This is a genomic window from Fictibacillus sp. NPDC058756, assembly GCF_042746035.1.
Lineage (GTDB): Bacteria > Bacillota > Bacilli > Bacillales > Fictibacillaceae > Fictibacillus.
This window is the reverse complement of sequence record NZ_JBHYPU010000001.1, coordinates 1,566,844-1,588,526: the sequence shown is the minus strand read 5'-3', so window position 1 is coordinate 1,588,526 and position 21,683 is coordinate 1,566,844. Positions and strand designations below refer to the sequence as shown.

The following is a 21,683-nucleotide window of genomic DNA, read 5'->3' as shown; positions in this document are numbered from 1 at the left end:
ACTCCCTTAATTACACATAGCTTTATTTTTGGTTAAGTATTTTGTCAAGTGAATCGTAGTTCCGTACGACGGTTCTGAGATGACTTCAACTTCGTCCATAAAATTCTCCATAATTGTAAAGCCCATTCCTGAGCGTTCCAGCTCTGGTTTAGAAGTATATAGAGGCTGTCGCGCCTGATCAAGATCAGGAATCCCCAAACCTTCGTCACGTATCGTAAGGTGGATAGTATCCTCTTCAATCACTGCTTCAATGTAAACCATGCCCGTAGCTTTATTTTCATAACCATGAATAATTGCATTTGTAACAGCTTCAGATACAACTGTTTTAATTTCAGTTAATTCGTCCACAGTAGGATCGACTTGGGCAATAAATGCTGCAACAGTTACACGGGCAAAGGATTCATTCTGACTTAATGCTGAAAACTGAATCTTCATTTCATTTCTCATATTAAGCCACCCCCAAAGCCTGCAGTGCAAGCTCTTCATCTTCTTCAAGCCTGATTATTTTAAATAAGCCTGACATTTCAAAAAGTCTTTTTACAGCAGGCGAAATAGCGCATACTACCATTTCTCCATCCTGATTCTTTATTTGTTTATAACGGCCTAAAATAACACCAAGACCAGAGCTATCCATAAAGCTTAAACCTTCTAAATTTAGAATGATGTGATTTACGGTATGCTTTTTCAAGTAATCTTCCACTTGTGATCTAAGCAAGTCTGCTGTATGGTGATCAAGTTCTCCGTCTAAGCGGATACACAAAACAGTGTGTTTAAGTTCCAGATTGACAGCTAATCCCACGCTATCCTCTCCTTCTTTTTTGGATAACGTGATTTTCTATAAAAATAGACGAATTCCTTCACTGATGACAAAACTAGTGGGAATTCGCCTATAAAAGTCAAGAATAACTATGATTTATAAGGATTTTGACATTTGTCCTGCTGTACGTTTAAATAATTTCCACCAGGAAGCTTTCTTTATCGTTTCCGAAGCCAATACTGGGCTTTCTGTAATGAGGTCTTTGCCGTTCCATATCTTTAAAGAGCCAATCTGCTGCCCTTTTTTAACAGGCATTTTTAAATCTTTATCAACAGTGACCTCTGTTTTTATCTTTTTAGCAGCTTCTCCTTTTTTCAATAAAAGAGATATATTCTCAGAAGTTACGACTGGTAGTTTTGGTTTGTCCGCTTTTTGTACTTTTACTTCTTTCACGATTTCATGACGATCGAATAATTTCTTTGTTGAGAATTGAGTAAATGCATAATCGAGCATGGAAGTAACCTGTGCGTTTCTTTCTTTCGGAGTCGGTGCTCCCATTACAACAGCTATAACTCTCATCCCATTTTTATTCGCTGTGGCTGTCAAACAATATTTCGCCTCATTTGTAAATCCAGTTTTTAATCCATCCACACCAGGATAAAACTTAACAAGTCGGTTTGTGTTTACAAGCCAGAACTTCTTGTCTGTATCTTCACGTAAATAATCTTCATATAGTCCAGTGAATTTAGTTACTTCTTCATGTTTAAGAAGCTCTTTCCCCATGATCGCCATATCATGTGCAGATGTATAATGACCGGCTGCCGGAAGACCTGTAGCATTCTTAAAGAAGGTATCTTTTAATCCTAAATTCTTTGCTTTATCGTTCATCAAACTTACGAATGAATCTGCAGATCCTGCAATATGTTCTGCCATTGCAACGGATGCGTCGTTGGCACTTCCAATAGCAATTCCTTTAACCATATCTTCTACTCGCATTTCTTCTCCAGGTTCCAGGAATATTTGCGATCCGCCCATGCTTGCAGCATACTCACTTACACGAATTTTATCGCTCCAGCCGATCTTGCCTTTGTCAATCGCTTCCATTACTAAAATTAGCGTCATAATTTTAGTCATACTTGCTGGCGGAAGCTTTTCGTGGCTGTTCTTTTCATATAATACACTTCCACTGTCTTGTTCCATTAAAATAGCAGAATGACTTTTTACAGCTAGTTTTACTTTTTCTTTTTCTGCAGCTTCCACTTTTGGAACGGAAAATGACGCTAACAGACACAAACTCAATAAACCTGAAATCAAGGCTTTCATACTTTTCCCTCCATTCATATAGCTTTATTTTTTCCATAATTTTTCACTTTATACCGTATTTGCCATGTATAATAGATAAGAAAAGTTTTGTTTTTGAAAGTGTAACTATGCGCGGAGTAATCAATAAAGGTACATTGCGTCTCACTCTTGTCGAAAGTTCTATGTATTTAAAATAACGTGCGATTTTTAAATCTAACGTGTGATTTATCTAAATAACGTAGGATTTTTCTATATAACGTGCGATTCTACCGGATGGCGGTAATGGAGATGATTAAAAGTATTAGGATGAGGACAAAGCTCTTATGTGTACTCCTCAAGAACACACTTAAGATTTATATAAGTATTTAATCTTCATAAAAAAGCTATTTCTTAAAGAATGTTGCTTTTGATTCGTTTTTGCGAAGGACCTTCAATGACAAGTTGATTGGAGCGCAAGGTGCGAGACTCCTCGAAAATAAAAATCAATTTTCTTCGTGCGATGTAACGCTGCCGAAGCCTTACTTGTCCTGCGGGATTAGCGTGCCAGCTACTTGAGTATTTTTCCTCGTAAGGCATGCGACGAGGAAACTCACTTCGTTAGGAGTTGCTTGTAGACGCAGGAGCACACAGGTTTCATTGAGACTCCTATAGCGGAAAGCGAGCATCCTGGAGCGGAAATCAACCACTTCCAAAGAAAAAAAAGAGGCCGGAACTCAAAGGTTTGATCCTATGAGTCAGCCTCTTTTTTCTATAATTATTGTTTTATTTCTTTATAAATTAAAGGTGGTGCATCAACAGCGTTTTTCGAAATTGTATAGGCGCTGCGGATTCTATTTTTAACATCTTCAACATTTTCAGTGTTGCTGTAGATGGTTACAAGAGAATCACCTTTAGAAACTTGGTCTCCAACTTTTTTGTTCAGCATTAATCCTACTGCCAAGTCGATTTCCGATTCTTTCGTTGCTCTTCCAGCACCTAAGATCATCGCTGCTGTTCCAATTTCATCTGCAATTATCTCAGACACATATCCGTCCTCATCTGCAGTTAACTCAAATGTATGTGCGGCTTGAGGGAGGTTTTCAGGATTATCAACAACTGAATCGTCGCCTCCTTGAGCTTTCAAGAAAACTTTTAATGTTTCGAGCGCTTTTCCAGAAGAGATCGCGTCTTTTAACATTTCTCGTGCTTCATCAAGTGAGCTTGCTTTTTTAGCCAAGTAAACCATATGAGAACCTAATGTTAAGCAAAGCTCTTCAAGATCTTTAGGGCCCTTGCCGTTAAGGGTATCAATCGCTTCCTTGATTTCAAGCGCATTACCGATTGCAAGTCCAAGCGGCTGGCTCATGTCTGAAATAACAGCCATTGTGTTTCTGCCTACAGCATTTCCGATCTTAACCATTGCATTCGCAAGTTCTTCAGCTTCTTCAGGTGTTTTCATGAACGCACCTGCACCTGTTTTAACATCAAGTACAATCGCATCTGCACCAGCTGCGATCTTCTTACTCATGATCGAACTCGCAATCAACGGGATTGAATTTACAGTTGCAGTTACATCTCGCAAACCGTACAGCTTTTTATCAGCCGGTGTAAGATTTCCGCTCTGACCTATAACAGCCAGTTTGTTTTTATTAACTAATTCAATAAACTGTTCATTGTCGATCTCTACGTGAAACCCTGGAACAGCTTCCAGCTTATCGATCGTACCTCCAGTATGACCTAACCCGCGGCCTGACATCTTCGCAACCGGCACACCGAGAGCTGCAACTAATGGAGCAAGTACAAGTGTTGTAGTATCGCCAACACCGCCAGTAGAGTGCTTATCTACTTTAATGCCTTCAATAGCAGAAAGGTTAATCTGATCTCCAGACTCCACCATAGCCATTGTGAAGTTAGCACGTTCTTCAGTTGTCATATCTTTAAAATATACAGCCATTGCGAAAGCTGACATTTGATAATCAGGAATTTCGCCCTTCGTATAATTTTGAATAATATGATCGATCTCAACTTTCGTCAGTTCTTTTCCATCACGTTTTTTTTGTATTAAATCAACCATTCTCATGTAAAAAACACCACTTTCTTATTACGATACATCTGATACGAATTGTTTTACCAGCTGTATAAATTTAGTTTTGTTTGATTACTTAAATTTCTTTTACAATTCCTTTAACTAAAGAAAGGAAATTAGCTTTTACCATCTCTGTTGTTTCCATTACTTCGTCGTGAGTAAGCGGCTGATCTAAAATTCCAGCTGCCATATTCGAGATACAAGAGATTCCGAGTACCTTCATTCCCGCATGGCGAGCGATGATCACTTCAGGAACTGTAGACATTCCAACTGCATCTGCACCTAGAACACGAAGCATTCTAACTTCTGCTGGTGTTTCATATGAAGGGCCTGTATTACCTACGTAAACTCCTTCTTTCAGTTTGATGCTAAGTTCTTTTGATACTTTCCTAGCAACGTCCTGCAATGATTTCGCATATGCTTCACTCATATCAGGAAAACGAACGCCAAATGAATTATCGTTTGCTCCTATTAAAGGGTTATCTCCCATGTTGTTGATATGATCAGTAATAAGCATAAGGTCGCCAGCTTCGAAGTCTTTGTTCACTCCGCCTGCAGCATTCGTGACAACGATTGTTTCTACACCGATCAGCTTCATTACACGGACAGGAAACGTAACTTTTTCCATAGAATATCCTTCATAATAGTGAAACCGTCCCTGCATGGCTACTACTTGTTTTCCTGCAAGCTCACCAATCACAAGCTGGCCTGCATGTCCTTCAACTGTTGAAACAGGGAACTCAGGAATTTCTGAGTAGGGAATTACAACAGGATTTTTGATTTCTTCGGCTAAAATTCCTAATCCCGATCCTAAAATCAATCCGATTTTAGGTGAGGAATCTAATTTTGATTGAATAAACTCGGCTGATGTTTGTAATTTAGTTGACATGTCTTTTCCCCCTTAAAGCTGGCTTAAAAAGCTTTTTCCTATCTCTGGTTTTTTCACATTATAATTTTCTGCGATTGTTGCTCCTATATCTGCAAATGTATTTCCTATATTCAATTCTTTTCCTTTTTTTATTCCATTGTGATAGACCAATAAAGGCACATATTCACGTGTATGATCAGTCCCATGATGAACTGGATCGTTTCCATGATCAGCTGTAATAAGGAGAAGATCATCATCTTTTAATTTATTCAGGACTTCAGGCAGTCGAGAGTCAAACTCTTGAAGCGCTTCACCATATCCCTTCGGATCTCTTCTGTGGCCGTACAGTGCGTCAAAATCTACCAGGTTCAAGAAATTAAGACCTGTGAAATCTTCTTCCATTGATTGAACCAGCTTGTCCATCCCATCCATATTTGATTTCGTACGGATTGCTTTTGTTACACCCTCACCATCAAAGATATCTGAGATCTTACCTAAAGCGATGCTGTCAAAGCCGCTGTCTTGAAGTTCGTTCATTACAGTTCTGCCAAATGGTTTTAATGCATAATCGTGGCGGTTTGCCGTTCTTTCAAACGCACCTGGGTTCCCTGTAAAAGGACGAGCGATGATTCGTCCAAGCATATATTTGCCTTCGCGTGTCATTTCTCTCGCTGTTTCGCAGATTTCATATAACTCTTCAATCGGAACAATATCTTCGTGAGCTGCAATCTGTAAAACTGAATCAGCAGATGTATAAACGATTAGTTTTCCAGTGTTCATATGTTCTTCTCCAAGCTCAGTAATAATCTCTGTTCCTGAAGCAGCTTTGTTTCCTAGAATGCCTCTTCCCCACTTTTCAGTCAATTGGTTTATTAACTCATCAGGGAATCCTTCAGGAAACGTTTGAAATGGTTCCTGAATGTGAAGACCCATGATTTCCCAGTGTCCTGTCATAGTATCTTTTCCATTAGATAGTTCAGGAAGTTTTGCAAAATGTGCAAGCGGGTTTTCTGTTTTTTCAATACCTTTCATTGTTGTATCAATATTTCCAAGACCCAATTTTTCTAAATTTGGCACCTTCAGTCCATTCATATGTTCTGCGATATGACCTAGCGTATGAGCTCCTTTATCACCAAATTTGTCAGCATCAGGTGCTTCACCAATACCTACAGAATCCATTACGATTAAAAATGTGCGTTTAAAACGAGATTGTTCCATTTTTTCCTCCTGAAATTCTTAACTACACTCTATTTACTATTTCCTTTTAAAGCGTACAACAAACAAATTATCCATGATGTCGGAAGTCTGACAACACAAAACAAAAAAGATGCTCACGCCCTCGGATGAAAGGCGGAGTAAACATCTTTTAATCTGGTTTTAGTGACATGGGTATAAATCTGTGTGGTTGAAATGTCAGCGTGGCCAAGCATTTCTTGTACTGCACGCAAATCTGCACCATTCTCTAAGAGATGTGTTGCGAAAGAATGACGAAGAGTGTGCGGCGTCAAATCCTTTTCTATTCTAGCCTTTTTAGCTAACTGTTTCAATATTTTCCAAAAGCCTTGCCTGGATAATCGATTACCATGGTGGTTAAGAAGCAGTGCTTCCGTTTTCTTGCCTTTTAACATCTCCGATCGGCCGCTATTAATATATCGTTCTATTGCTGATTGAGCCATTTTTCCGAGCGGAATTATTCTCTCCTTGCTGCCTTTACCCATACAGCGTATGAACCCCATATTAAGGTGGATATCACTTATGTTTAACTGGACTAATTCAGATACCCGAATACCTGTAGCGTATAGAAGTTCGAGCATTGCTTTATCTCTTTGCGAGAAAGGATCGTTCGAAGCTGGTGTTTCGAGCAATGCCTCAACTTCTTGTGGAGACAGTACTTTTGGCAGTTTTCTTTCTGTTTTTGGTGTTTCAATATGTACAGAAGGATCTTGAAGCGAAACCTTCTCTCTGAACAAAAACTGATGGAATGAACGTATGGATGCGATGTTGCGTGCTAACGTTGTGGAAGCCTTACCATTTTCTTTTAAAAATAAAAGATACCCCATAATATTATTGCGTTCAATCTGATCAATTGTTTCTATTGATTCCACTTTTTCTAAAAAAAGAACATATTGATTCAAGTCTCTTCTGTAAGAGTCTATCGTATTTTTTGAAAGGGCTCGTTCAACAATAATATATTGAAGAAAATCCTGAACATGATCGTTCACTATACCCCTCCTTATTCACCCGTCTGATAGAAATAAAAAAGCCGTTTTATGATATTCGAATCTTTATCCGTACTTAAATTGAAAACTTTAACCGCTTTCCCTTTAGGTACGTCATATTTATGATAATTTTCATATTCCTGGTTAATCCAAAGCAAACCAAAATAGAAAACCAGCGTGCATAAAGAAAAGGCTAAAAATACTTTCGCCGTATTCCAGACGATTTTCATCCAGGAAACCATCGTGTCCACCCCTGTCCCTCTAATAGTACAGGTTATGCCCACATGGTCCCATATTATACGTAAAAGTTAAAACTACACCTCATACGTTACCTGATTCATAAACTTTTGTAAATATTTCTTTCCATTAGAAAAGTAATAAATAATGATAAAAAAGGAAGCGCTACTCTCCGCTTCCTTCACCTTCATTATTATCATCTGGGTGACATCTGTGACAAATACCATGAAATGTCAGCCTATGATCTTTAATTTTAAAATTCCAGCCCTCTTCAACAACTTTTTCCACATCGCCAAGAAGGTCTTCTTGTATTTCATCAACAGCTCCACACTCAATACACACCAAATGGTGATGAAAGTGATCGGCACCTTCCGTTCTAAGATCATAACGGGAAACACCGTCACCAAAGTTTATTTTATCTACTACTTTAAGTTCTGTTAAAAGTTCCAGTGTACGGTAGACTGTTGCAAGACCAATCTCTGGCGCTTTTTCTTTGACGAGTAAATAGACGTCTTCCGCACTTAAATGATCTTCTTCATTTTCGAGGAGGACTCTCACGGTCGCCTCACGCTGTGGAGTCAGCTTATAACTTTGTGAATGCAGCTGTTTTTTGATACGGTCGATTCTGCTTTCCATACCCGTTTCCTCCTTATGTATACACAAGACAATTATAAGCATGGAAAAAAAAGTTGTCAATTTAAAGTCATTTTAATTAACGATTTAAACTTATTCTTAAAAAACAATTATTATTTCCTATTGTATCGACCACTTTATGACTTGTTCCATTAAGGCCGGCGTGAAAAACGCTTCTAGAGTTGAAGCTAAGAATACCATGATGCCAACCCCTGCTACCAGCAAGGAATAACGCAGCAACTGCGGCAAAAACGGAACATGATGTCTCTTGAAAGCGAGCTGGCGGATCATTTTAATAGAAAAAGAAATCGCAGCTACTGAAACGATAATAAAAGCAGGGATTAAAAGCACATTTTGCGGAAGCACCGAAACAAAAGATAATAAAAAACCATACCAGCCCATCTGATTAACTAGGAATCCTACAGTGAACCCGATTACTACACCTTTTAAAAATAACATGATCAAAATGACTGGCAGCCCGATAACTGATAAACCTAGCAGCCACATAAGCCCCATATATTTTAAATAATGTCCAAAACTTTGAAAGAACATATCCGATCTGCTAGTAAACCCGCCTTCTGATGCCTGAATAAAAAAACGGGATAAATACGTATAAAGATCTTGTTTTTGATTAAGGCTTAAGGAATTAACGATGATTGCTCCAAATATTACTCCCATTAAAAATAAAACGCCAACAAAAGCGTACAGCGTTTTATTTTCCTGCAAGTGCTGATGCATATAGTAACGAAGATTATCCATGTGGTCTTGCCTCCTCTACCAAAACTCTTATTTCTATTCTATGAATCAGCAGAAGAGGTATGTCTCTTTTTTATGAATTGATAGGTTTACCCGTTACTACCTTGCCGTATGTTCCCCCTCCGCCCATCTGGATGGAAAGTTCTCCAGAACGCGCAGAAAGGATGTGGTCTGCAAGTGATGGTTTTATGATTTTTTTTAACTGCTCAGCAGGTGCAGCATGAATAATATCCATATCTGTACCGAATGCTTCACGTAATTTAAGCAGAGTTTTTGGACCAAGACCTGGTATGAACTCCAATGGTATTTGGTGTACATATGGAGGGCGGTTTACTGAATTTTGTTCTGAATCGCTTTTTAGCTCTTGGATTCTGTCATGAACTCCTTTTATAAACTTGCTGCTGCCGCATTTCCGGCAAGTATTCATGTTTTTATAATCGAAAGTATCCAAACATTTTTCACATACTGAGTTATAATACTTGCCCAGGTAAGGATTTAACCCGTAGTTAGCGATGATTCCCCTTCCTTCTTTTCCTTCTAAAGCCATTTTAAATTCTTTAAAAGTAGGTACAGCAAGAGTAATCATCTGATACTCGCGGGCAATCTTTTCTAAAGAATGAGCATCTGAGTTTGATAAAAACGGATAAGGCGACAATTCATGTAACCGTGATGCCATTTCTGTGTTTGAGCTTAGTCCCAGCTCAACAGCGTCTATTAAATTTGGATCGAGAACTTCATAGATAGAAGATTTAACCCCTTTTCCGTACAAACTCTTAAATGGAGTGAAAATATGAGCGGGGATGAATAATCCTCCTAATTGCTGAACTGTATTTTGCAGCTCTTTTGCACTCCCGTACATTCGCTGTGAGCTCAAATTAATATTCTTCATCCGAGCACCCAGCCATCTGCTCAATGTTTCCATTTTATTCAGATCAGGCATATATACTAAGACATGAAGTGGACCTTGGCAGTTTTCATCATTAATTTCAATTTCAGTTCCGGGAATGAGAGTGAGTCCATCCACTTCTAATCCACCGTCTTTGTGTTCATTTAACTGACCGTTTTCCTTCATTTCTTTCAATTCATCTAAAACTTCAGGTGCATGACAATCTATAATTCCGATGATATCCATACCTTTTTTGTATTTCGCTTCATATAAAATATTCGAAAGTGTTAATGTTCGAGAACCTGTTATCTTAACTGGTCTTCCTGTTCGTGATGCGCCGATATGAATATGCATATCGGCAAAATAAGGATGAAGATTATCTGCCTGCTGCACGAGCTAGCTCCATATACATTACACCGTAGGCGGTTTTTGCATCATGAATTCTTTCGTCTCTGACCATTTGTCTCGCTTCATCAACACTAATTTCCATAGCATTTAAGAATTCATCTTCGTCTGTCATCTGAGCACCTTTATTTATTAATGAATCTGTGAAAAATAAATGAATCAGCTCATCAGCAAAACCTGGTGAAGTGTAAAAAGAACCGATCGACTCCATTTTTTCGCAGCTGTACCCTGTCTCTTCAAGCAGCTCCCGTTTTGCACATTCCAGCGGATCTTCCCCTTTTTCGAGCTTGCCTGCCGGAATCTCAATGATCGTCTTCTCTAGAGGTTTGCGAAATTGTTCCACCATGAGGATTTTCCCTTCATCTGTAACAGCCAGTATAGCTACAGCCCCTGGATGCTTAACAATCTCACGTTTTCCGATCTTTTTGTTAGGCAGTTCTACTTCTTCTACATATAAATCTATAATCTTTCCATTATATATTTGTTCTTTGCTTATCGTTTTCTCTGTCAAATTTTCCATTTTACACACTCCAATGGTCTATTTATTTCTTTCGCTACATAAAGTCTATCATACTTTGGAATACTTCCATTACTAGCAAGTAAAAGGGGGGGTAAGAATGAAGATCTATTTGCAGCCAAAAGGAATTACATTAGTAGGTAAAGCATGGCAGATCAAATATATGTTAAGAAACTATATGCGCCAGCACGAGCTTGTTCAAGACTGGATTGATGCAACAGCACCTAAAAAGTAGCTTCCCAGAAATCGGGGAGTTTTTATTTTTGTCTATTTATGTGATACGTTTAATAAAAATAATTTCCGGTAAAATACCATTTGGAGGTGAAAAAAATGATCAACAAAAGAAGAATAGGCACATCTGAACTTTATGCAAGTGAACTTGGCCTTGGCTGCATGTCCCTTTCTCCTGACCTTGGAAAGGAAAACGAGAACATTGTGAAGACAGCTCTCGATCATGGTATTAACTATTTTGACACAGCTGATTTATATAATTTTGGCTGGAATGAAGAATTAGTAGGAAAACTTTTAAAAGATGTAAGGCAAGATATTATCCTTGCAACCAAAGGCGGTAATGAATGGAATGAATCTAAAGATAGCTGGAATTGGAATCCGTCTAAAAAGTACATAAAATCTGCTCTTAAAGAAAGCCTCCGCCGTTTGCAAACAGATTACATCGATCTTTATCAGCTGCATGGCGGAACTATCGAAGATCCGTTGGATGAAACAATTGAAGCCTTTGAAGAACTAGTGTCAGAAGGATTGATCCGTTATTACGGCATATCATCCATCCGCCCGAACACGATTTCATATTATGCTGAGCATTCTAACATCCAAAGTGTTATGATGCAGTACAGCCTTTTAGACAGAAGACCCGAAGAACTTTTCCCATACTTAAAAACTAAAGGAATTAGTGTTGTAGCAAGGGGACCTATCGCAAAAGGATGGCTTAGCGAAAAAGCATTTATGAAGAATCGCGGCGACAAGTTTTTATCTTATACTGGATTCGATATTCAGCAACAGTTAGAAAAAGTTAAGGAACTCATCCCGAAAGACGAAAAACTTACTCAAACAGCATTAAAATTTATTCTAAGCCACTCAATTGTAGCAACCGCTGCAGCTGGAGCAAGTTCTACTGAACAGCTCTTAGAAAATATCAATACATTTAATTCACCGAAGCTGACAGAAAGTGAAAGAAAAGAACTTGAGGCTTTGTTTCCAGCGGAGATTTATGAATCACATCGGGTACAAAAAGCATAAGCTTATGCACAAAAAGGATGCCCCCAAATCTTGGGGTCATCCTTAATTTTATTTCGACAATTTCAAAATCATTGCAATCCCCTGGCCACCGCCGATACAAAGACTCGCAACGCCGTAAGTTTCATTCCGCTTCTTCATTTCGTATGCAAGTGTTAACAAAAGTCTCGCACCGCTTGCTCCAACGGGATGACCTAATGCAATAGCTCCTCCATTTACATTTGTACGGCTTCGATCTAGCTTTAGCTCTTTTTCTACAGCTAAGTACTGGGAGCTGAATGCTTCATTTATTTCAAACAATCCAATATCGTCAATAGACAGGTTCGCTCTATTTAGAGCCATCTTAATTGCAGGAACTGGACCGATTCCCATGACGTTAGGATCGACACCTGTAACTGCCCATGAAACGATCTCTGCTAGGGGTTTTAATTTCTTCTCCTGTATATCTTTTTCATGAGCAAGAATTAAAGAAACAGCACCGTCATTAATCGATGACGAATTCCCTGCAGTTACTGTTCCATCTTTTTGGAAAGAAGGACGCAGTTGTCCAAGCTTTGAAGAAGCAGTTTGCGGTTTAATCCCTTCATCCTCAGTAAAAAGTTCGCCATTTTTTAAGGTTATAGGCACGATTTCATCTTTAAATCGACCGCTTTCACGTGCTTCTGCAGCTTTTTGATGGCTATGACTTGCATATTCATCTTGTTCTTCTCTTGAGATGTTATACTGTTGTGCTAAATTTTCTGCAGTTATCCCCATCCCGCATCCTATATACTCATCACTTAATGTTTGAAGCAGCATATCCTCAAAAGAGATTATACCGAATTTTTGATTGTGGAATCGGTGAGTAAATGAAGCATGTGGAGACTGGGACATGTTTTCAATTCCACCGCATAATGCTATGCCCCCTTCATGATCTCGAAGATTCTGCATGGCAGAGACAACAGCTTGCAGCCCCGATCCGCATAGCCGATTGACCAGCATTGCGGGAACACTTGAAGGAACACCTGCCTTTAGCGCTGTATGACGCGAAACATAAGCCGCATTCTTACTAGAGTGAATAACATTTCCATATACCACATCTGTCACATCCGAAGGAGTTACATTGGCTCGTTTCATTGCTTCAACTGCCGTTGTTTCTCCTAGCAGTGTCGGGGATATATCTGTTAAAGATTTTCCAAAAGAACCAAATGCCGTTCTGGCACCATCAATTAAGTAGATACTCATATCAATTCTGCACCTCTTTTAAAAGATTAAGAACCCTGCACAAATGATTATCCCGCTTACAAAAAGGGCTATTAAACAGAATCCCATAATATCCTTTGCTTTTAATCCTGCAATAGCAAGCGCAGGAAGCGCCCAGAATGGCTGGATCAAGTTCGTCCAAGCATCACCCCATGCCACAGCCATAGCAGTCTTGGCTTGAGATACACCGAGTTCATCTGCCGCATCAAGGACTACATTCGTCTGAACAGCCTACTGTCCCCCGCCCGAATTTTAATATGCGTTTAGTTTAATATCATCTGAGACTGTAAGTTTAGCTTCTGTTGAATTTAAAACATCATCAACGGAGTATCCTTCTGCAACTTCTTTTAAAACAAGACCATTTTCGGATACATCCATTACAGCCCTGTCAGTAATGATTCGCTCAACTACGCCTTTTCCTGTCAAAGGAAGCTGGCAGCTCTTTAAGATTTTGCTTTCTCCTGCTTTATTTACATGTTCCATGATTACAATGATTTTTTTCGCGCCATGAACAAGATCCATTGCCCCGCCCATTCCTTTGATCATCTTGCCTGGAATCATCCAGTTAGCAAGGTCGCCATCCTCTGAAACTTCCATTCCGCCTAAAATGGCAATGTCAATATGACCGCCGCGTATCATAGCAAATGATTCAGAGCTGTCAAAATAAGATGCGCCTTTAATGGCCGTTACTGTCTCTTTCCCAGCATTGATCAGGTCAGGATCTACTTCGCTTTCAAGAGGATACGGTCCGATACCGAGGAGCCCGTTCTCCGATTGCAGTACAACCTGTTTATTATCCGAAATGAAGTTGGCTACCATCGTTGGCATTCCTATCCCTAAGTTTACATAAAAACCTGATTCAATCTCTTTTTCTGCACGCTTCGCGATTCTTTCTCTGATATTCATAACGTTTTCCCCTCCTCTTAGCCTTTTTTTACTGTTAAGCGTTCAATGCGCTTTTCTTGAGTTCCTACGATTAGCTTTTGTACGTACACACCAGGTGTATGTATGTAATCCGGATGAAGATCTCCGATTTCAACAAGCTCTTCTACCTCTGCAATTGTTACTTTACCTGCAGCAGCGATCATCGGGTTGAAGTTGCGAGCTGTTTTGTTATAGATCAGATTTCCTGCTTTGTCCCCTTTTGCGGCACGAATCAAGCTGAAATCTGCAATAATTCCTTCTTCAAGCAGATATTCTTTCCCTTTGAACGTCCGTGTTTCTTTTCCTTCTGCGATTGGTGTTCCAACTCCAGCGGGTGTATAGAACGCTGGAATTCCAGCACCGCCTGCACGAATTCTTTCAGCAAGCGTTCCCTGCGGGATAAGTTCTACTTCAATTTCACCTGATAATACTTGTCTTTCAAACTCTTTATTCTCACCAACGTATGACCCTACCATTTTCTTAATCTGTTTGTTTTTAAGAAGCAGACCTAATCCCCAATCATCCACTCCGCAGTTGTTTGAAATCACTGTAAGATCTTTTGTTCCTTTTTCCACTAAAGCAAGAATTAAATTTTCGGGAATACCTACTAATCCAAAACCGCCTACTAAAAGAGTTGATCCATCTTTAATGTCCGCTACAGCTTCTAGAGCTGAATTTAATATTGGTTTCATGACCTATCTCTCCTTTTTTAATGTTTTATAAGTGCCGAATTTCTTTTCTTCCTTCTAAAACATTAATTTTCTTCGTTTTCAAAGATAGAGGCTACTCCCTGGCCTCCGCCGATACAAAGCGTTGCTAAACCGCTTTTGGATTTTCTTCTTTTCATCTCATGAAGCAATGTAACAACAATTCTTGCACCGCTTGCTCCGATCGGATGTCCAAGTGCAATTGCACCGCCATTTACGTTTAATTTTTCTTTATCAAATCCAAGATCTTTTCCTACAGCAAGTGACTGACTCGCAAAAGCTTCATTTGCCTCGACAAGATCAATATCATCCATTTTCATATTCGTTTTCTTCAGAACTTTTTGTACCGCTTCAACTGGTCCTATGCCCATTACTTCTGGAGCTACACCTGCACTAGCGTTCGCCTTTACGACAGCGAGTGGTTTTAATCCAAGTTCTTCTGCCTTTTTCCTGCTCATTACAACAAGCGCAGCTGCACCATCATTGATCCCTGAAGCGTTCCCTGCTGTAACCATTCCGTCTTTCTTGAAGGCAGGTCTTAATTTGGCAAGCTTTTCACTTGTAGAGCCTGCTTTCGGATATTCATCCTTATCTATGATCAATGGATCTCCTTTTCTTTGAGGGATCTCTACTGCTGTAATTTCATCATCAAACTTTCCTTGTTCTTGAGCTTCAGCACACTTCCTTTGGCTTTCAGCTGCAAACTCATCCAGTTCCTCACGGGAAAGCGAGTGCGTTTCACATAGATTTTCAGCTGTAATTCCCATATGATAATCGCCAAATGCGCACCATAAGCCGTCATTAATCATAGAGTCGACCATAGGGGCATTGCCCATGCGGAGTCCATCTCTAGCCCCGTTCAGCAAATAAGGAGCTTGGCTCATATTTTCCATCCCGCCGCAGACGATTACATCAGCCTCATCCAGCCAAATTGCCTGGCAAGCAAGATGAAGTGCTTTTAATCCAGAGCCGCATACTTTATTGATTGTCATACTTGAAACCCCGATCGGGAGTCCTGCTTTTATTGCTGCTTGACGAGCCGGATTCTGTCCCAATCCTGCTTGGAGAACGTTCCCCATTATGACTTCATCTACAGCATCATGCGGGATACCTGCTTTTTTTAAAGAGTCTTTGATTGTAATTGCTCCTAATTCTGTCGCTGCTACCGTTTTTAAACTTCCCATGAAGCTTCCAATCGGCGTTCTGACAGCGCTTACAATGACAGCTTCTCTCTCTCTTGAAACCATTTGTAGTCTCCTCCTCTTTAAAACGTAAAAATTTCTGAAAATTCCTTTATATCATATCATAACAATTCAAAAGTATTGCAAACAACGATTTTTTACAGTTAAAATAAAAACAAGAAAACGGTTTCAAGGAGGTTTTTTTACAAAGATGGAATTACCCGAGAGAGTCACTCTGATCGAAGTCGGCCCGCGGGACGGGCTTCAAAACGAGAAAAATTTTATAAATGCAAAAGATAAGATTCAATTTATATCTCTTTTAAAAATTGCTGGCTTTCAAGAGATGGAACTTACCTCTTTCGTTTCACCGAAGTGGGTCCCTCAGATGCAGGACGCTGGTACAGTTATTGAACATTGTATGGATGACCTGCGTAACTTTGTTCTGGCACCGAATAAAAAAGGAATTGATATGGCAGTTGAAGCTGGAGTGAAGCACATTGCTGTTTTTGTAGGTGTTAGTGATTCATTTAACAAAAAAAATATCAATAAGACAACAGAAGAAAGCATGAACGAGTTAAGACCGCTGATCGAGGATCTGAAACGCAGAGGTTATTTTGTAAGAGCTTGTATCTCTACCAGCTTTTATTGTCCATTTGAAGGAAAGATAGATGAGCACGCTGTTTTAAAGGTTTGTCAGGACTTTGAGGAAATGGGGGTTGATGAACTCAGCGTGGCTGATACGATCGGAATGGCAAATCCTATTGAATGCTATGAATTGTTTACTTTATTAAAGCATCACCTGCGCTCTACTACACTTATAACAGGACATTTCCATGACACGCGCGGTATGGCACTTGCGAATATTTTCGCGAGTATGCAAGCTGGTATAGACCGCTTTGACACATCTGCAGGAGGACTTGGGGGATGCCCTTTCGCACCTGGCGCCTCAGGAAACGTTGCCTCTGAAGATGTAGTCTACATGCTGTCCCAGATGGGAATCTCTACAGGCATACAGCTTGATAAACTTTTAGAAGCATCTGCCTTTATCTCCCCGCTTCTTTCAAAACCAGTATCAAGCAAGCAATTCGGTCTTCTGAAAAATGTTCTTCAGGGATAAAGTACACATTGTTGCTTTTAGAAGTAGTTGATTTCCACTCCAGATGCTCGCTTTCCGCGGGGCGTGCGGTGAGCCTCCTCGGCGCATGGCGCCTGCGGGGTCTCACCTGTCACACTGATCCCGCAGGAGTCTCGCACCTTGCGTTCCAACCAACTAGCAATGAAGCTACTTCAATAAAAACTTTTCAAAATATCAATGTAAAGATTCCTAAAAAAACACGGGCTGTTAGCTGCCCGTGTTTTGCTCTGTTTTATCGTAGTATTTCATTGCAGGATTTAAGATCTCACCGGGACTTTTTAGGGAAAAATGATTGCCTGCCGGTGCATCAATCGTCATCTTTTTATCAAAGAAGACCTCTGTGTTGTAATCCATATAAAGATCAGGCCCGTTGGTCAGGATTTTCGTATCATTATCCTCCGGTTTTTCAACAAGCCAAAGTGCTGGAATCCCGCTTACGACACATCCGCACCCTTCTGTATCATGCTTCAGTTTTAGGGACCCCTTTTTACCTTGCATTCTATTTTGCAGTCTTTCTAGCGCTGCATCAGTAAACACGACTTCCATAAAATTAAAACTCACCTTTCTTTTTTAAAACGTCTATCGCCCAGTCGCACCAGGACAACCAGCTCTCCATATACCGAATCCCAAATTCACTCGTTAAATATTCTCCAAGTTCCTTTTCTTTATAAGTACCCTTTGGGAAATTTTCATCTTGCCATTTTTTCGTCATCATGAGTCCCATCTGATGATGTTCTTTGCTTTTTTCCAGAAAGGCTATTGCCTGTTCAACCGGAATAAAATGAAACATTGAAACTCTTAAGAGCAGATCATCCTTCAGCTTAGGAACATTTACAGGCTTATTCAGCATCCATTCGAGCAGCTGTTCAAATCCTTTGTCAGTAATTTTATATATTTTTTTATCTGGATAATCAGTTTGTTGAATGATTTTAGAATCTGCCAGCCCCTCTTCTTCCATTTTAAGAAGTTCACGGTAAATCTGAGTATGATGGGCTGTCCAAAAATGGATAACTGTTTCTTTAAATTGCTGTGTAAGCTCATAACCTGTTGCTTCATTTTTTGCTAATAAACCTAACAGCGCATACCTTAACGCCATTTGTTACCCTTCTTTCTCACTGTACTGAATTGAATTGTAACATACTTTTCACAAATTCTTTATTCAATTTACTTGATATAAAACTGATACTTTTATTATATTATAGTTATACATATGTGAAAATACACATATTAATCTAAACGTAGGAGAGGAATCTATGAACTGGCTAACAAAATTTAGTTTAAAAAACCCGGTAGCAATATTTATCTTTTCGTTTTTATTCATTGTAAGCGGTGTTTTTTCATTCACAAATTTAAAAGTGGATTTGCTTCCTAATGTTGAGTTTCCCCAGTTAACGATCCAGACGGTTTACCCTGGTGCTTCACCTGAGGATGTAAATAAGCAAGTTACTGACAAGCTTGAGACTCAATTAAAACAAGTAGAAGATGTAAAATCTGTGAAGAGTTCTTCACTAGAAAGTGTTTCGATCATCAGTATGGATTTTCCTTTTTCTGCAAACATGGATGACGTTGAAGATCAAGTGAAATCCATTATTTCAGAAACTGATCTGCCAGACTCTGTTGAGCCAGATGTCAGCCGCTTTTCTTTCGGTACAATTCCGATCTACAACATCTCCTTGTTCCCTGAAAAGGAGGGCGAAGATATTCAAGCCTTTGTTGACAGCGAACTCGTACCTGAACTAAAGAAGATTCAAGGTGTAAATAACGTATCTGTCGGCGGTGTAAAAGAAACATTCGTATCCATTACACTCGATCGTGAGAAAGCAAAGCAAGCTGGTGTTTCACTTAACGCTGTCAAAGACGCCATTAAAGGCCGAGATCTCTCATTCCCAGCAGGAACCGTTACAGATGATTCTATTACTGTTCCTGTTCGTGTAGAAGAAGCGGTTGATACGATTGCAGAATTAAAACAGATTTCGATTTCGGGTGCTGCTGCAGCTCCATCAGGAAACCAAGGCGGAGCAAAGAGCCCTGGAGAAAGCAGCGGACCTCCTGCTGCCGGAGACCAAGGAGCTCCTGCGCAAGCACAGGCACCTGTATCTTCTCCTAGCATTAAGCTTGGAGATATTGCTGAAATTAAAGAAACTGAAGATATAAATGAAATTACACGCTTCAATCAAAAATCTTCTCTATCTATGGCTGTTACTAAAAAACAAGATGCAAATACGGTTGAGGTAGCAGAAAAAGTTATAGAAGTTCTTAACAAAGAAAAATATGACGATAAATTAAATTATGCAATTGGATTCGGACAGGCAGAAGGCATTAAAGATTCTGTAAATACACTCGTTAAAGAAGGTCTTTTCGGTGCCATATTCGCTTCACTTGCTGTACTCATCTTCTTAAGAAACTTCCGTGCAACAATTATTGCGATTATATCTATCCCGCTCTCATTGTTAGTATCAGCAATTTTCTTAGACCGTCTTGATATTACGCTTAACATTATGACTCTTGGCGGTATGGCCGTAGCTGTCGGCCGTGTAGTAGATGATAGTATCGTAGTTATCGAAAATATTTTCAGACGAATCAGGAAAGCTGATGGCGAGTTTGACCGTGATGAATTAATCATTGATTCTACACAGGAAATTTTAAAAGCGATCGTGTCTTCTACCATTACAACAGTAGTAGTTTTCTTACCGCTTGGACTTGTTGGCGGTGTCACGGGAGAATTCTTCCTTCCATTTGCATTAACCGTTGTTTTTGCTTTATTAGCGTCACTGATTGTATCCGTTACAATTGTACCTATACTTGCAAAATATGCATTTAAAAAGGTAAAGCCTGAAAAAAATGATGGTCCTATGCAGCGAGGATATGAAAAACTGATTAAAGCATCACTGAATCATAAAATTATCGTTCTGTTAACGTCCTTTATTCTCCTTGGAGGATCATTCTTCCTTGCTACAAAACTAGGAATGGTATTCCTTCCAAACGAAGAGCAAAAAACATTGACAGTCAATGTTGAACTTCCAGCGAGTACAAATGTTTCTAAAACGAATGAAATTTCCCTGGAAGTTGAAAAATATTTAGCTGGGCGCGACACTATAAAAGATGTTACCGCAGGTATTGGTTCCCGTGATTTCCAAACCGGTCTTAAACGGCAGAACGTAGCAAACTATTTTATTAATCTTAAAAAAGAAACAAACGTTGAAAAAGAACTTAAAGAATTAGAATTCGGAATTAAAGAAATTACAGACGAAAAAGCAAAAGGAACAGTTCTTGGCTTACAGGAAGTTTCAAGCGGAGGACCTCCTTCTAACAACGAAGTAAACATCGATCTTTATTCCAATGATTTGGATGATCTTCAAAAAGCAGCAGCTCAAGTTGAAGAGTATTTGAAGACACTTGATTCTATCAAATATGTGTCAAATAACTTCAAAGATACACAAAAGCAATGGGCAGTTGATATCGATACTAAAAAAGCAGCTGAAAAAGGTGTCTCAGGATTCGCTGTCCTTGGTGCAGTCTCTGATGTTACGAAGCAAGTTGAAGTCGGGGAATTGACACTTGATGGCGACGAAAAGAACGTAAGAGTTGAATATGATGAAGCTGTAAAAACTCTTGATGAAATTAAAGATCTCACTGTCTTTGGAACATCAGGCCCTGTAAAGATTTCTGAGGTTGCAGAGGTATCTGAAAAAGAAACGGTAACTGCCATCCAAAAGCTTGATGGCAAAGTCTATGCTCAAGTTTCTGCACAAGTAAAAGGTGATAATGTTCAAAAAGTAACGCAGGAAGTAATAAAAGGTGTAGAAGATAATGTTGATCTGCCATCATCTGTATCAACAGAAGGAGGCGGCGGAAGTGAAGAGACAATGGATACTTTTAAAGATCTCGGTCTAGCAATGCTTGTTGCAATCGGTCTCGTATACTTAACGATGCTGATTACGTTTGGCCGTGCACGTATACCGTTTATTATTCTTTCTTCTCTATTATTTGTTCCCGTCGGGGCAATCGGGGGATTATTCTTAATCAATGAACCGCTATCTGTGAGTGCTATGATTGGAATATTGATGCTTATCGGTATTGTAACAACGAATGCGATTGTACTAGTTGATCGTATTGGACAGAACAGAGAAGTCAAGGGCATGCCAGTGCGTGAAGCACTTCTTGAAGCAGGGAAAACTCGCCTAAGACCGATCTTAATGACGGCTTTTGCTACAATTGCGGCACTTATACCACTCGCATTGACTACTTCATCTGGAACATTAATCTCAAAAGGACTGGCAATTGTGGTTATCGGAGGACTCACTACTTCCACTCTGCTAACATTAATTATTGTCCCAGTGCTTTACGAACTATTCTTTAGAAGACAGACAAAACGCGAAAAAGCAAAGAATACTGCTTAATGTAAAGGCTGTTTTCTTAAGCTTTGCTGCTATTAGAAGTGGTTGATTTCCGCTCCAGAATGCTCGCTTTCCGCGGGGCGTGCGGTGAGCCTCCCTATCTCTTCGCGCTGACGGAGTCTCACCTGTCCCGCTTCATGGAAGTATCCTTGCTACTGCGTCTACAAGTAAATGCTACCGATGTGAGCTTCCTCGTCG

At 39.6% G+C, this 21,683-nt stretch carries 22 protein-coding genes and 1 pseudogene; 4 read left to right on the top strand and 19 right to left on the bottom strand.

The window, feature by feature from the left end; genetic code table 11:
* Positions 1-6 precede the first annotated feature (6 nt).
* From spoIIAB to ACFW35_RS07920, 12 genes are all read right to left on the bottom strand, one after another.
* On the bottom strand, positions 7-447 hold the full coding sequence (gene spoIIAB / locus ACFW35_RS07975; RefSeq protein ID WP_379844923.1) for an anti-sigma F factor: 441 nt from the start codon (positions 445-447) through the stop codon (positions 7-9).
* Position 448: 1 nt separating this feature from the next.
* The gene (gene spoIIAA / locus ACFW35_RS07970; protein ID WP_066290635.1) at positions 449-799 is read right to left on the bottom strand and encodes an anti-sigma F factor antagonist; all 351 of its coding nucleotides are present in this window, start codon (positions 797-799) and stop codon (positions 449-451) included.
* 114 nt (positions 800-913) lie between these two features.
* Positions 914-2,080: a D-alanyl-D-alanine carboxypeptidase family protein gene (locus ACFW35_RS07965; RefSeq protein WP_379844922.1), complete on the bottom strand. Its 1,167-nt coding sequence runs from the start codon at positions 2,078-2,080 to the stop codon at positions 914-916.
* Positions 2,081-2,813: 733 nt separating this feature from the next.
* On the bottom strand, positions 2,814-4,118 hold the full coding sequence (locus ACFW35_RS07960) for a pyrimidine-nucleoside phosphorylase (RefSeq protein WP_379844920.1): 1,305 nt from the start codon (positions 4,116-4,118) through the stop codon (positions 2,814-2,816).
* 82 nt (positions 4,119-4,200) lie between these two features.
* The gene (locus ACFW35_RS07955; protein ID WP_379844919.1) at positions 4,201-5,013 is read right to left on the bottom strand and encodes a purine-nucleoside phosphorylase; all 813 of its coding nucleotides are present in this window, start codon (positions 5,011-5,013) and stop codon (positions 4,201-4,203) included.
* Between the two features lie 12 nt (positions 5,014-5,025).
* A complete protein-coding gene (deoB, locus tag ACFW35_RS07950) occupies positions 5,026-6,210 on the bottom strand; it encodes a phosphopentomutase (protein WP_379844917.1) in 1,185 nt (394 codons plus the stop codon).
* Between the two features lie 113 nt (positions 6,211-6,323).
* Entirely contained in the window at positions 6,324-7,214 is an 891-nt protein-coding gene (gene xerD, locus ACFW35_RS07945; protein ID WP_379844916.1) for a site-specific tyrosine recombinase XerD, read from the bottom strand.
* Between the two features lie 11 nt (positions 7,215-7,225).
* Positions 7,226-7,453, bottom strand: a complete 228-nt coding sequence (locus ACFW35_RS07940; protein ID WP_379844914.1) for a YqzK family protein — start codon at positions 7,451-7,453, stop codon at positions 7,226-7,228.
* Positions 7,454-7,613: 160 nt separating this feature from the next.
* Positions 7,614-8,084 (bottom strand): Fur family transcriptional regulator, encoded by a 471-nt coding sequence (locus tag ACFW35_RS07935; RefSeq protein WP_379834570.1) that lies wholly within the window; start codon positions 8,082-8,084, stop codon positions 7,614-7,616.
* Between the two features lie 117 nt (positions 8,085-8,201).
* Positions 8,202-8,840, bottom strand: a complete 639-nt coding sequence (gene spoIIM / locus ACFW35_RS07930; RefSeq protein ID WP_077363898.1) for a stage II sporulation protein M — start codon at positions 8,838-8,840, stop codon at positions 8,202-8,204.
* A 70-nt stretch (positions 8,841-8,910) separates the two neighbouring features.
* Entirely contained in the window at positions 8,911-10,077 is a 1,167-nt protein-coding gene (locus ACFW35_RS07925) for an endonuclease Q family protein (RefSeq protein WP_379847429.1), read from the bottom strand.
* A 22-nt stretch (positions 10,078-10,099) separates the two neighbouring features.
* Positions 10,100-10,648 carry an NUDIX hydrolase gene (locus ACFW35_RS07920; RefSeq protein ID WP_379834573.1) on the bottom strand — a complete coding sequence of 183 codons (549 nt, stop codon included), beginning with the start codon at positions 10,646-10,648 and terminating at the stop codon, positions 10,100-10,102.
* Positions 10,649-10,745: 97 nt separating this feature from the next.
* Here ACFW35_RS07920 and mciZ point away from each other — a divergent pair, with 97 nt between their 5' ends.
* Positions 10,746-10,880, top strand: coding sequence for a Z-ring formation inhibitor MciZ (gene mciZ / locus ACFW35_RS07915; RefSeq protein ID WP_066290662.1), 135 nt, complete (start codon positions 10,746-10,748; stop codon positions 10,878-10,880).
* Between the two features lie 98 nt (positions 10,881-10,978).
* On the top strand, positions 10,979-11,902 hold the full coding sequence (locus tag ACFW35_RS07910) for an aldo/keto reductase (RefSeq protein ID WP_379847428.1): 924 nt from the start codon (positions 10,979-10,981) through the stop codon (positions 11,900-11,902).
* 48 nt (positions 11,903-11,950) lie between these two features.
* Here the strand turns inward: ACFW35_RS07910 and ACFW35_RS07905 are convergent, their stop codons facing one another.
* The 5 genes and pseudogenes from ACFW35_RS07905 to ACFW35_RS07885 form a co-directional block, all read right to left on the bottom strand.
* Entirely contained in the window at positions 11,951-13,123 is a 1,173-nt protein-coding gene (locus tag ACFW35_RS07905; RefSeq protein ID WP_379844912.1) for a thiolase family protein, read from the bottom strand.
* 18 nt (positions 13,124-13,141) lie between these two features.
* A pseudogene (locus ACFW35_RS07900) lies at positions 13,142-13,390 on the bottom strand (TIGR00366 family protein); the annotation flags it as partial.
* Positions 13,391-13,393: 3 nt separating this feature from the next.
* Positions 13,394-14,047, bottom strand: a complete 654-nt coding sequence (locus tag ACFW35_RS07895) for a CoA transferase subunit B (RefSeq protein WP_379844911.1) — start codon at positions 14,045-14,047, stop codon at positions 13,394-13,396.
* A gap of 17 nt (positions 14,048-14,064) precedes the next feature.
* Complete coding sequence (locus tag ACFW35_RS07890; protein WP_379844909.1) at positions 14,065-14,757, bottom strand: CoA transferase subunit A; 693 nt, start codon at positions 14,755-14,757, stop codon at positions 14,065-14,067.
* 62 nt (positions 14,758-14,819) lie between these two features.
* Positions 14,820-16,019, bottom strand: a complete 1,200-nt coding sequence (locus tag ACFW35_RS07885) for an acetyl-CoA C-acetyltransferase (RefSeq protein ID WP_379844908.1) — start codon at positions 16,017-16,019, stop codon at positions 14,820-14,822.
* 145 nt (positions 16,020-16,164) lie between these two features.
* Between ACFW35_RS07885 and ACFW35_RS07880 the strand changes: the two genes are divergently transcribed.
* Positions 16,165-17,070: a hydroxymethylglutaryl-CoA lyase gene (locus ACFW35_RS07880; protein WP_379844906.1), complete on the top strand. Its 906-nt coding sequence runs from the start codon at positions 16,165-16,167 to the stop codon at positions 17,068-17,070.
* Between the two features lie 225 nt (positions 17,071-17,295).
* Here ACFW35_RS07880 and ACFW35_RS07875 read toward each other — a convergent pair whose 3' ends face one another.
* Both ACFW35_RS07875 and ACFW35_RS07870 read right to left on the bottom strand, forming a co-directional pair.
* Complete coding sequence (locus ACFW35_RS07875; RefSeq protein ID WP_379844905.1) at positions 17,296-17,634, bottom strand: iron-sulfur cluster biosynthesis family protein; 339 nt, start codon at positions 17,632-17,634, stop codon at positions 17,296-17,298.
* Between the two features lie 4 nt (positions 17,635-17,638).
* Positions 17,639-18,184: a PadR family transcriptional regulator gene (locus ACFW35_RS07870; protein ID WP_379844903.1), complete on the bottom strand. Its 546-nt coding sequence runs from the start codon at positions 18,182-18,184 to the stop codon at positions 17,639-17,641.
* Positions 18,185-18,341: 157 nt separating this feature from the next.
* Here ACFW35_RS07870 and ACFW35_RS07865 point away from each other — a divergent pair, with 157 nt between their 5' ends.
* Positions 18,342-21,488, top strand: coding sequence for an efflux RND transporter permease subunit (locus ACFW35_RS07865; RefSeq protein WP_379844901.1), 3,147 nt, complete (start codon positions 18,342-18,344; stop codon positions 21,486-21,488).
* The last annotated feature ends 195 nt before the right edge of the window (positions 21,489-21,683 follow it).

Excerpts from the sequence above, each read along its gene's own strand:
- ACFW35_RS07960 (WP_379844920.1), bottom strand. The coding sequence starts at position 4,118 with ATGAGAATGGTTGATTTAATACAAAAAAAACGTGATGGAAAAGAACTG.
- ACFW35_RS07905 (WP_379844912.1), bottom strand. The coding sequence starts at position 13,123 with ATGAGTATCTACTTAATTGATGGTGCCAGAACGGCATTTGGTTCTTTT.
- spoIIM (WP_077363898.1), bottom strand. The coding sequence starts at position 8,840 with ATGGATAATCTTCGTTACTATATGCATCAGCACTTGCAGGAAAATAAA.
- deoB (WP_379844917.1), bottom strand. The coding sequence starts at position 6,210 with ATGGAACAATCTCGTTTTAAACGCACATTTTTAATCGTAATGGATTCT.
- mciZ (WP_066290662.1), top strand. The coding sequence starts at position 10,746 with ATGAAGATCTATTTGCAGCCAAAAGGAATTACATTAGTAGGTAAAGCA.
- ACFW35_RS07880 (WP_379844906.1), top strand. The coding sequence starts at position 16,165 with ATGGAATTACCCGAGAGAGTCACTCTGATCGAAGTCGGCCCGCGGGAC.
- ACFW35_RS07890 (WP_379844909.1), bottom strand. The coding sequence starts at position 14,757 with ATGAAACCAATATTAAATTCAGCTCTAGAAGCTGTAGCGGACATTAAA.
- ACFW35_RS07895 (WP_379844911.1), bottom strand. The coding sequence starts at position 14,047 with ATGAATATCAGAGAAAGAATCGCGAAGCGTGCAGAAAAAGAGATTGAA.
- ACFW35_RS07865 (WP_379844901.1), top strand. The coding sequence starts at position 18,342 with ATGAACTGGCTAACAAAATTTAGTTTAAAAAACCCGGTAGCAATATTT.
- ACFW35_RS07885 (WP_379844908.1), bottom strand. The coding sequence starts at position 16,019 with ATGGTTTCAAGAGAGAGAGAAGCTGTCATTGTAAGCGCTGTCAGAACG.
- ACFW35_RS07955 (WP_379844919.1), bottom strand. The coding sequence starts at position 5,013 with ATGTCAACTAAATTACAAACATCAGCCGAGTTTATTCAATCAAAATTA.
- ACFW35_RS07925 (WP_379847429.1), bottom strand. The coding sequence starts at position 10,077 with ATGCATATTCATATCGGCGCATCACGAACAGGAAGACCAGTTAAGATA.
- ACFW35_RS07965 (WP_379844922.1), bottom strand. The coding sequence starts at position 2,080 with ATGAAAGCCTTGATTTCAGGTTTATTGAGTTTGTGTCTGTTAGCGTCA.
- ACFW35_RS07875 (WP_379844905.1), bottom strand. The coding sequence starts at position 17,634 with ATGGAAGTCGTGTTTACTGATGCAGCGCTAGAAAGACTGCAAAATAGA.
- ACFW35_RS07870 (WP_379844903.1), bottom strand. The coding sequence starts at position 18,184 with ATGGCGTTAAGGTATGCGCTGTTAGGTTTATTAGCAAAAAATGAAGCA.
- ACFW35_RS07920 (WP_379834573.1), bottom strand. The coding sequence starts at position 10,648 with ATGGAAAATTTGACAGAGAAAACGATAAGCAAAGAACAAATATATAAT.
- ACFW35_RS07940 (WP_379844914.1), bottom strand. The coding sequence starts at position 7,453 with ATGGTTTCCTGGATGAAAATCGTCTGGAATACGGCGAAAGTATTTTTA.
- ACFW35_RS07935 (WP_379834570.1), bottom strand. The coding sequence starts at position 8,084 with ATGGAAAGCAGAATCGACCGTATCAAAAAACAGCTGCATTCACAAAGT.
- spoIIAB (WP_379844923.1), bottom strand. The coding sequence starts at position 447 with ATGAGAAATGAAATGAAGATTCAGTTTTCAGCATTAAGTCAGAATGAA.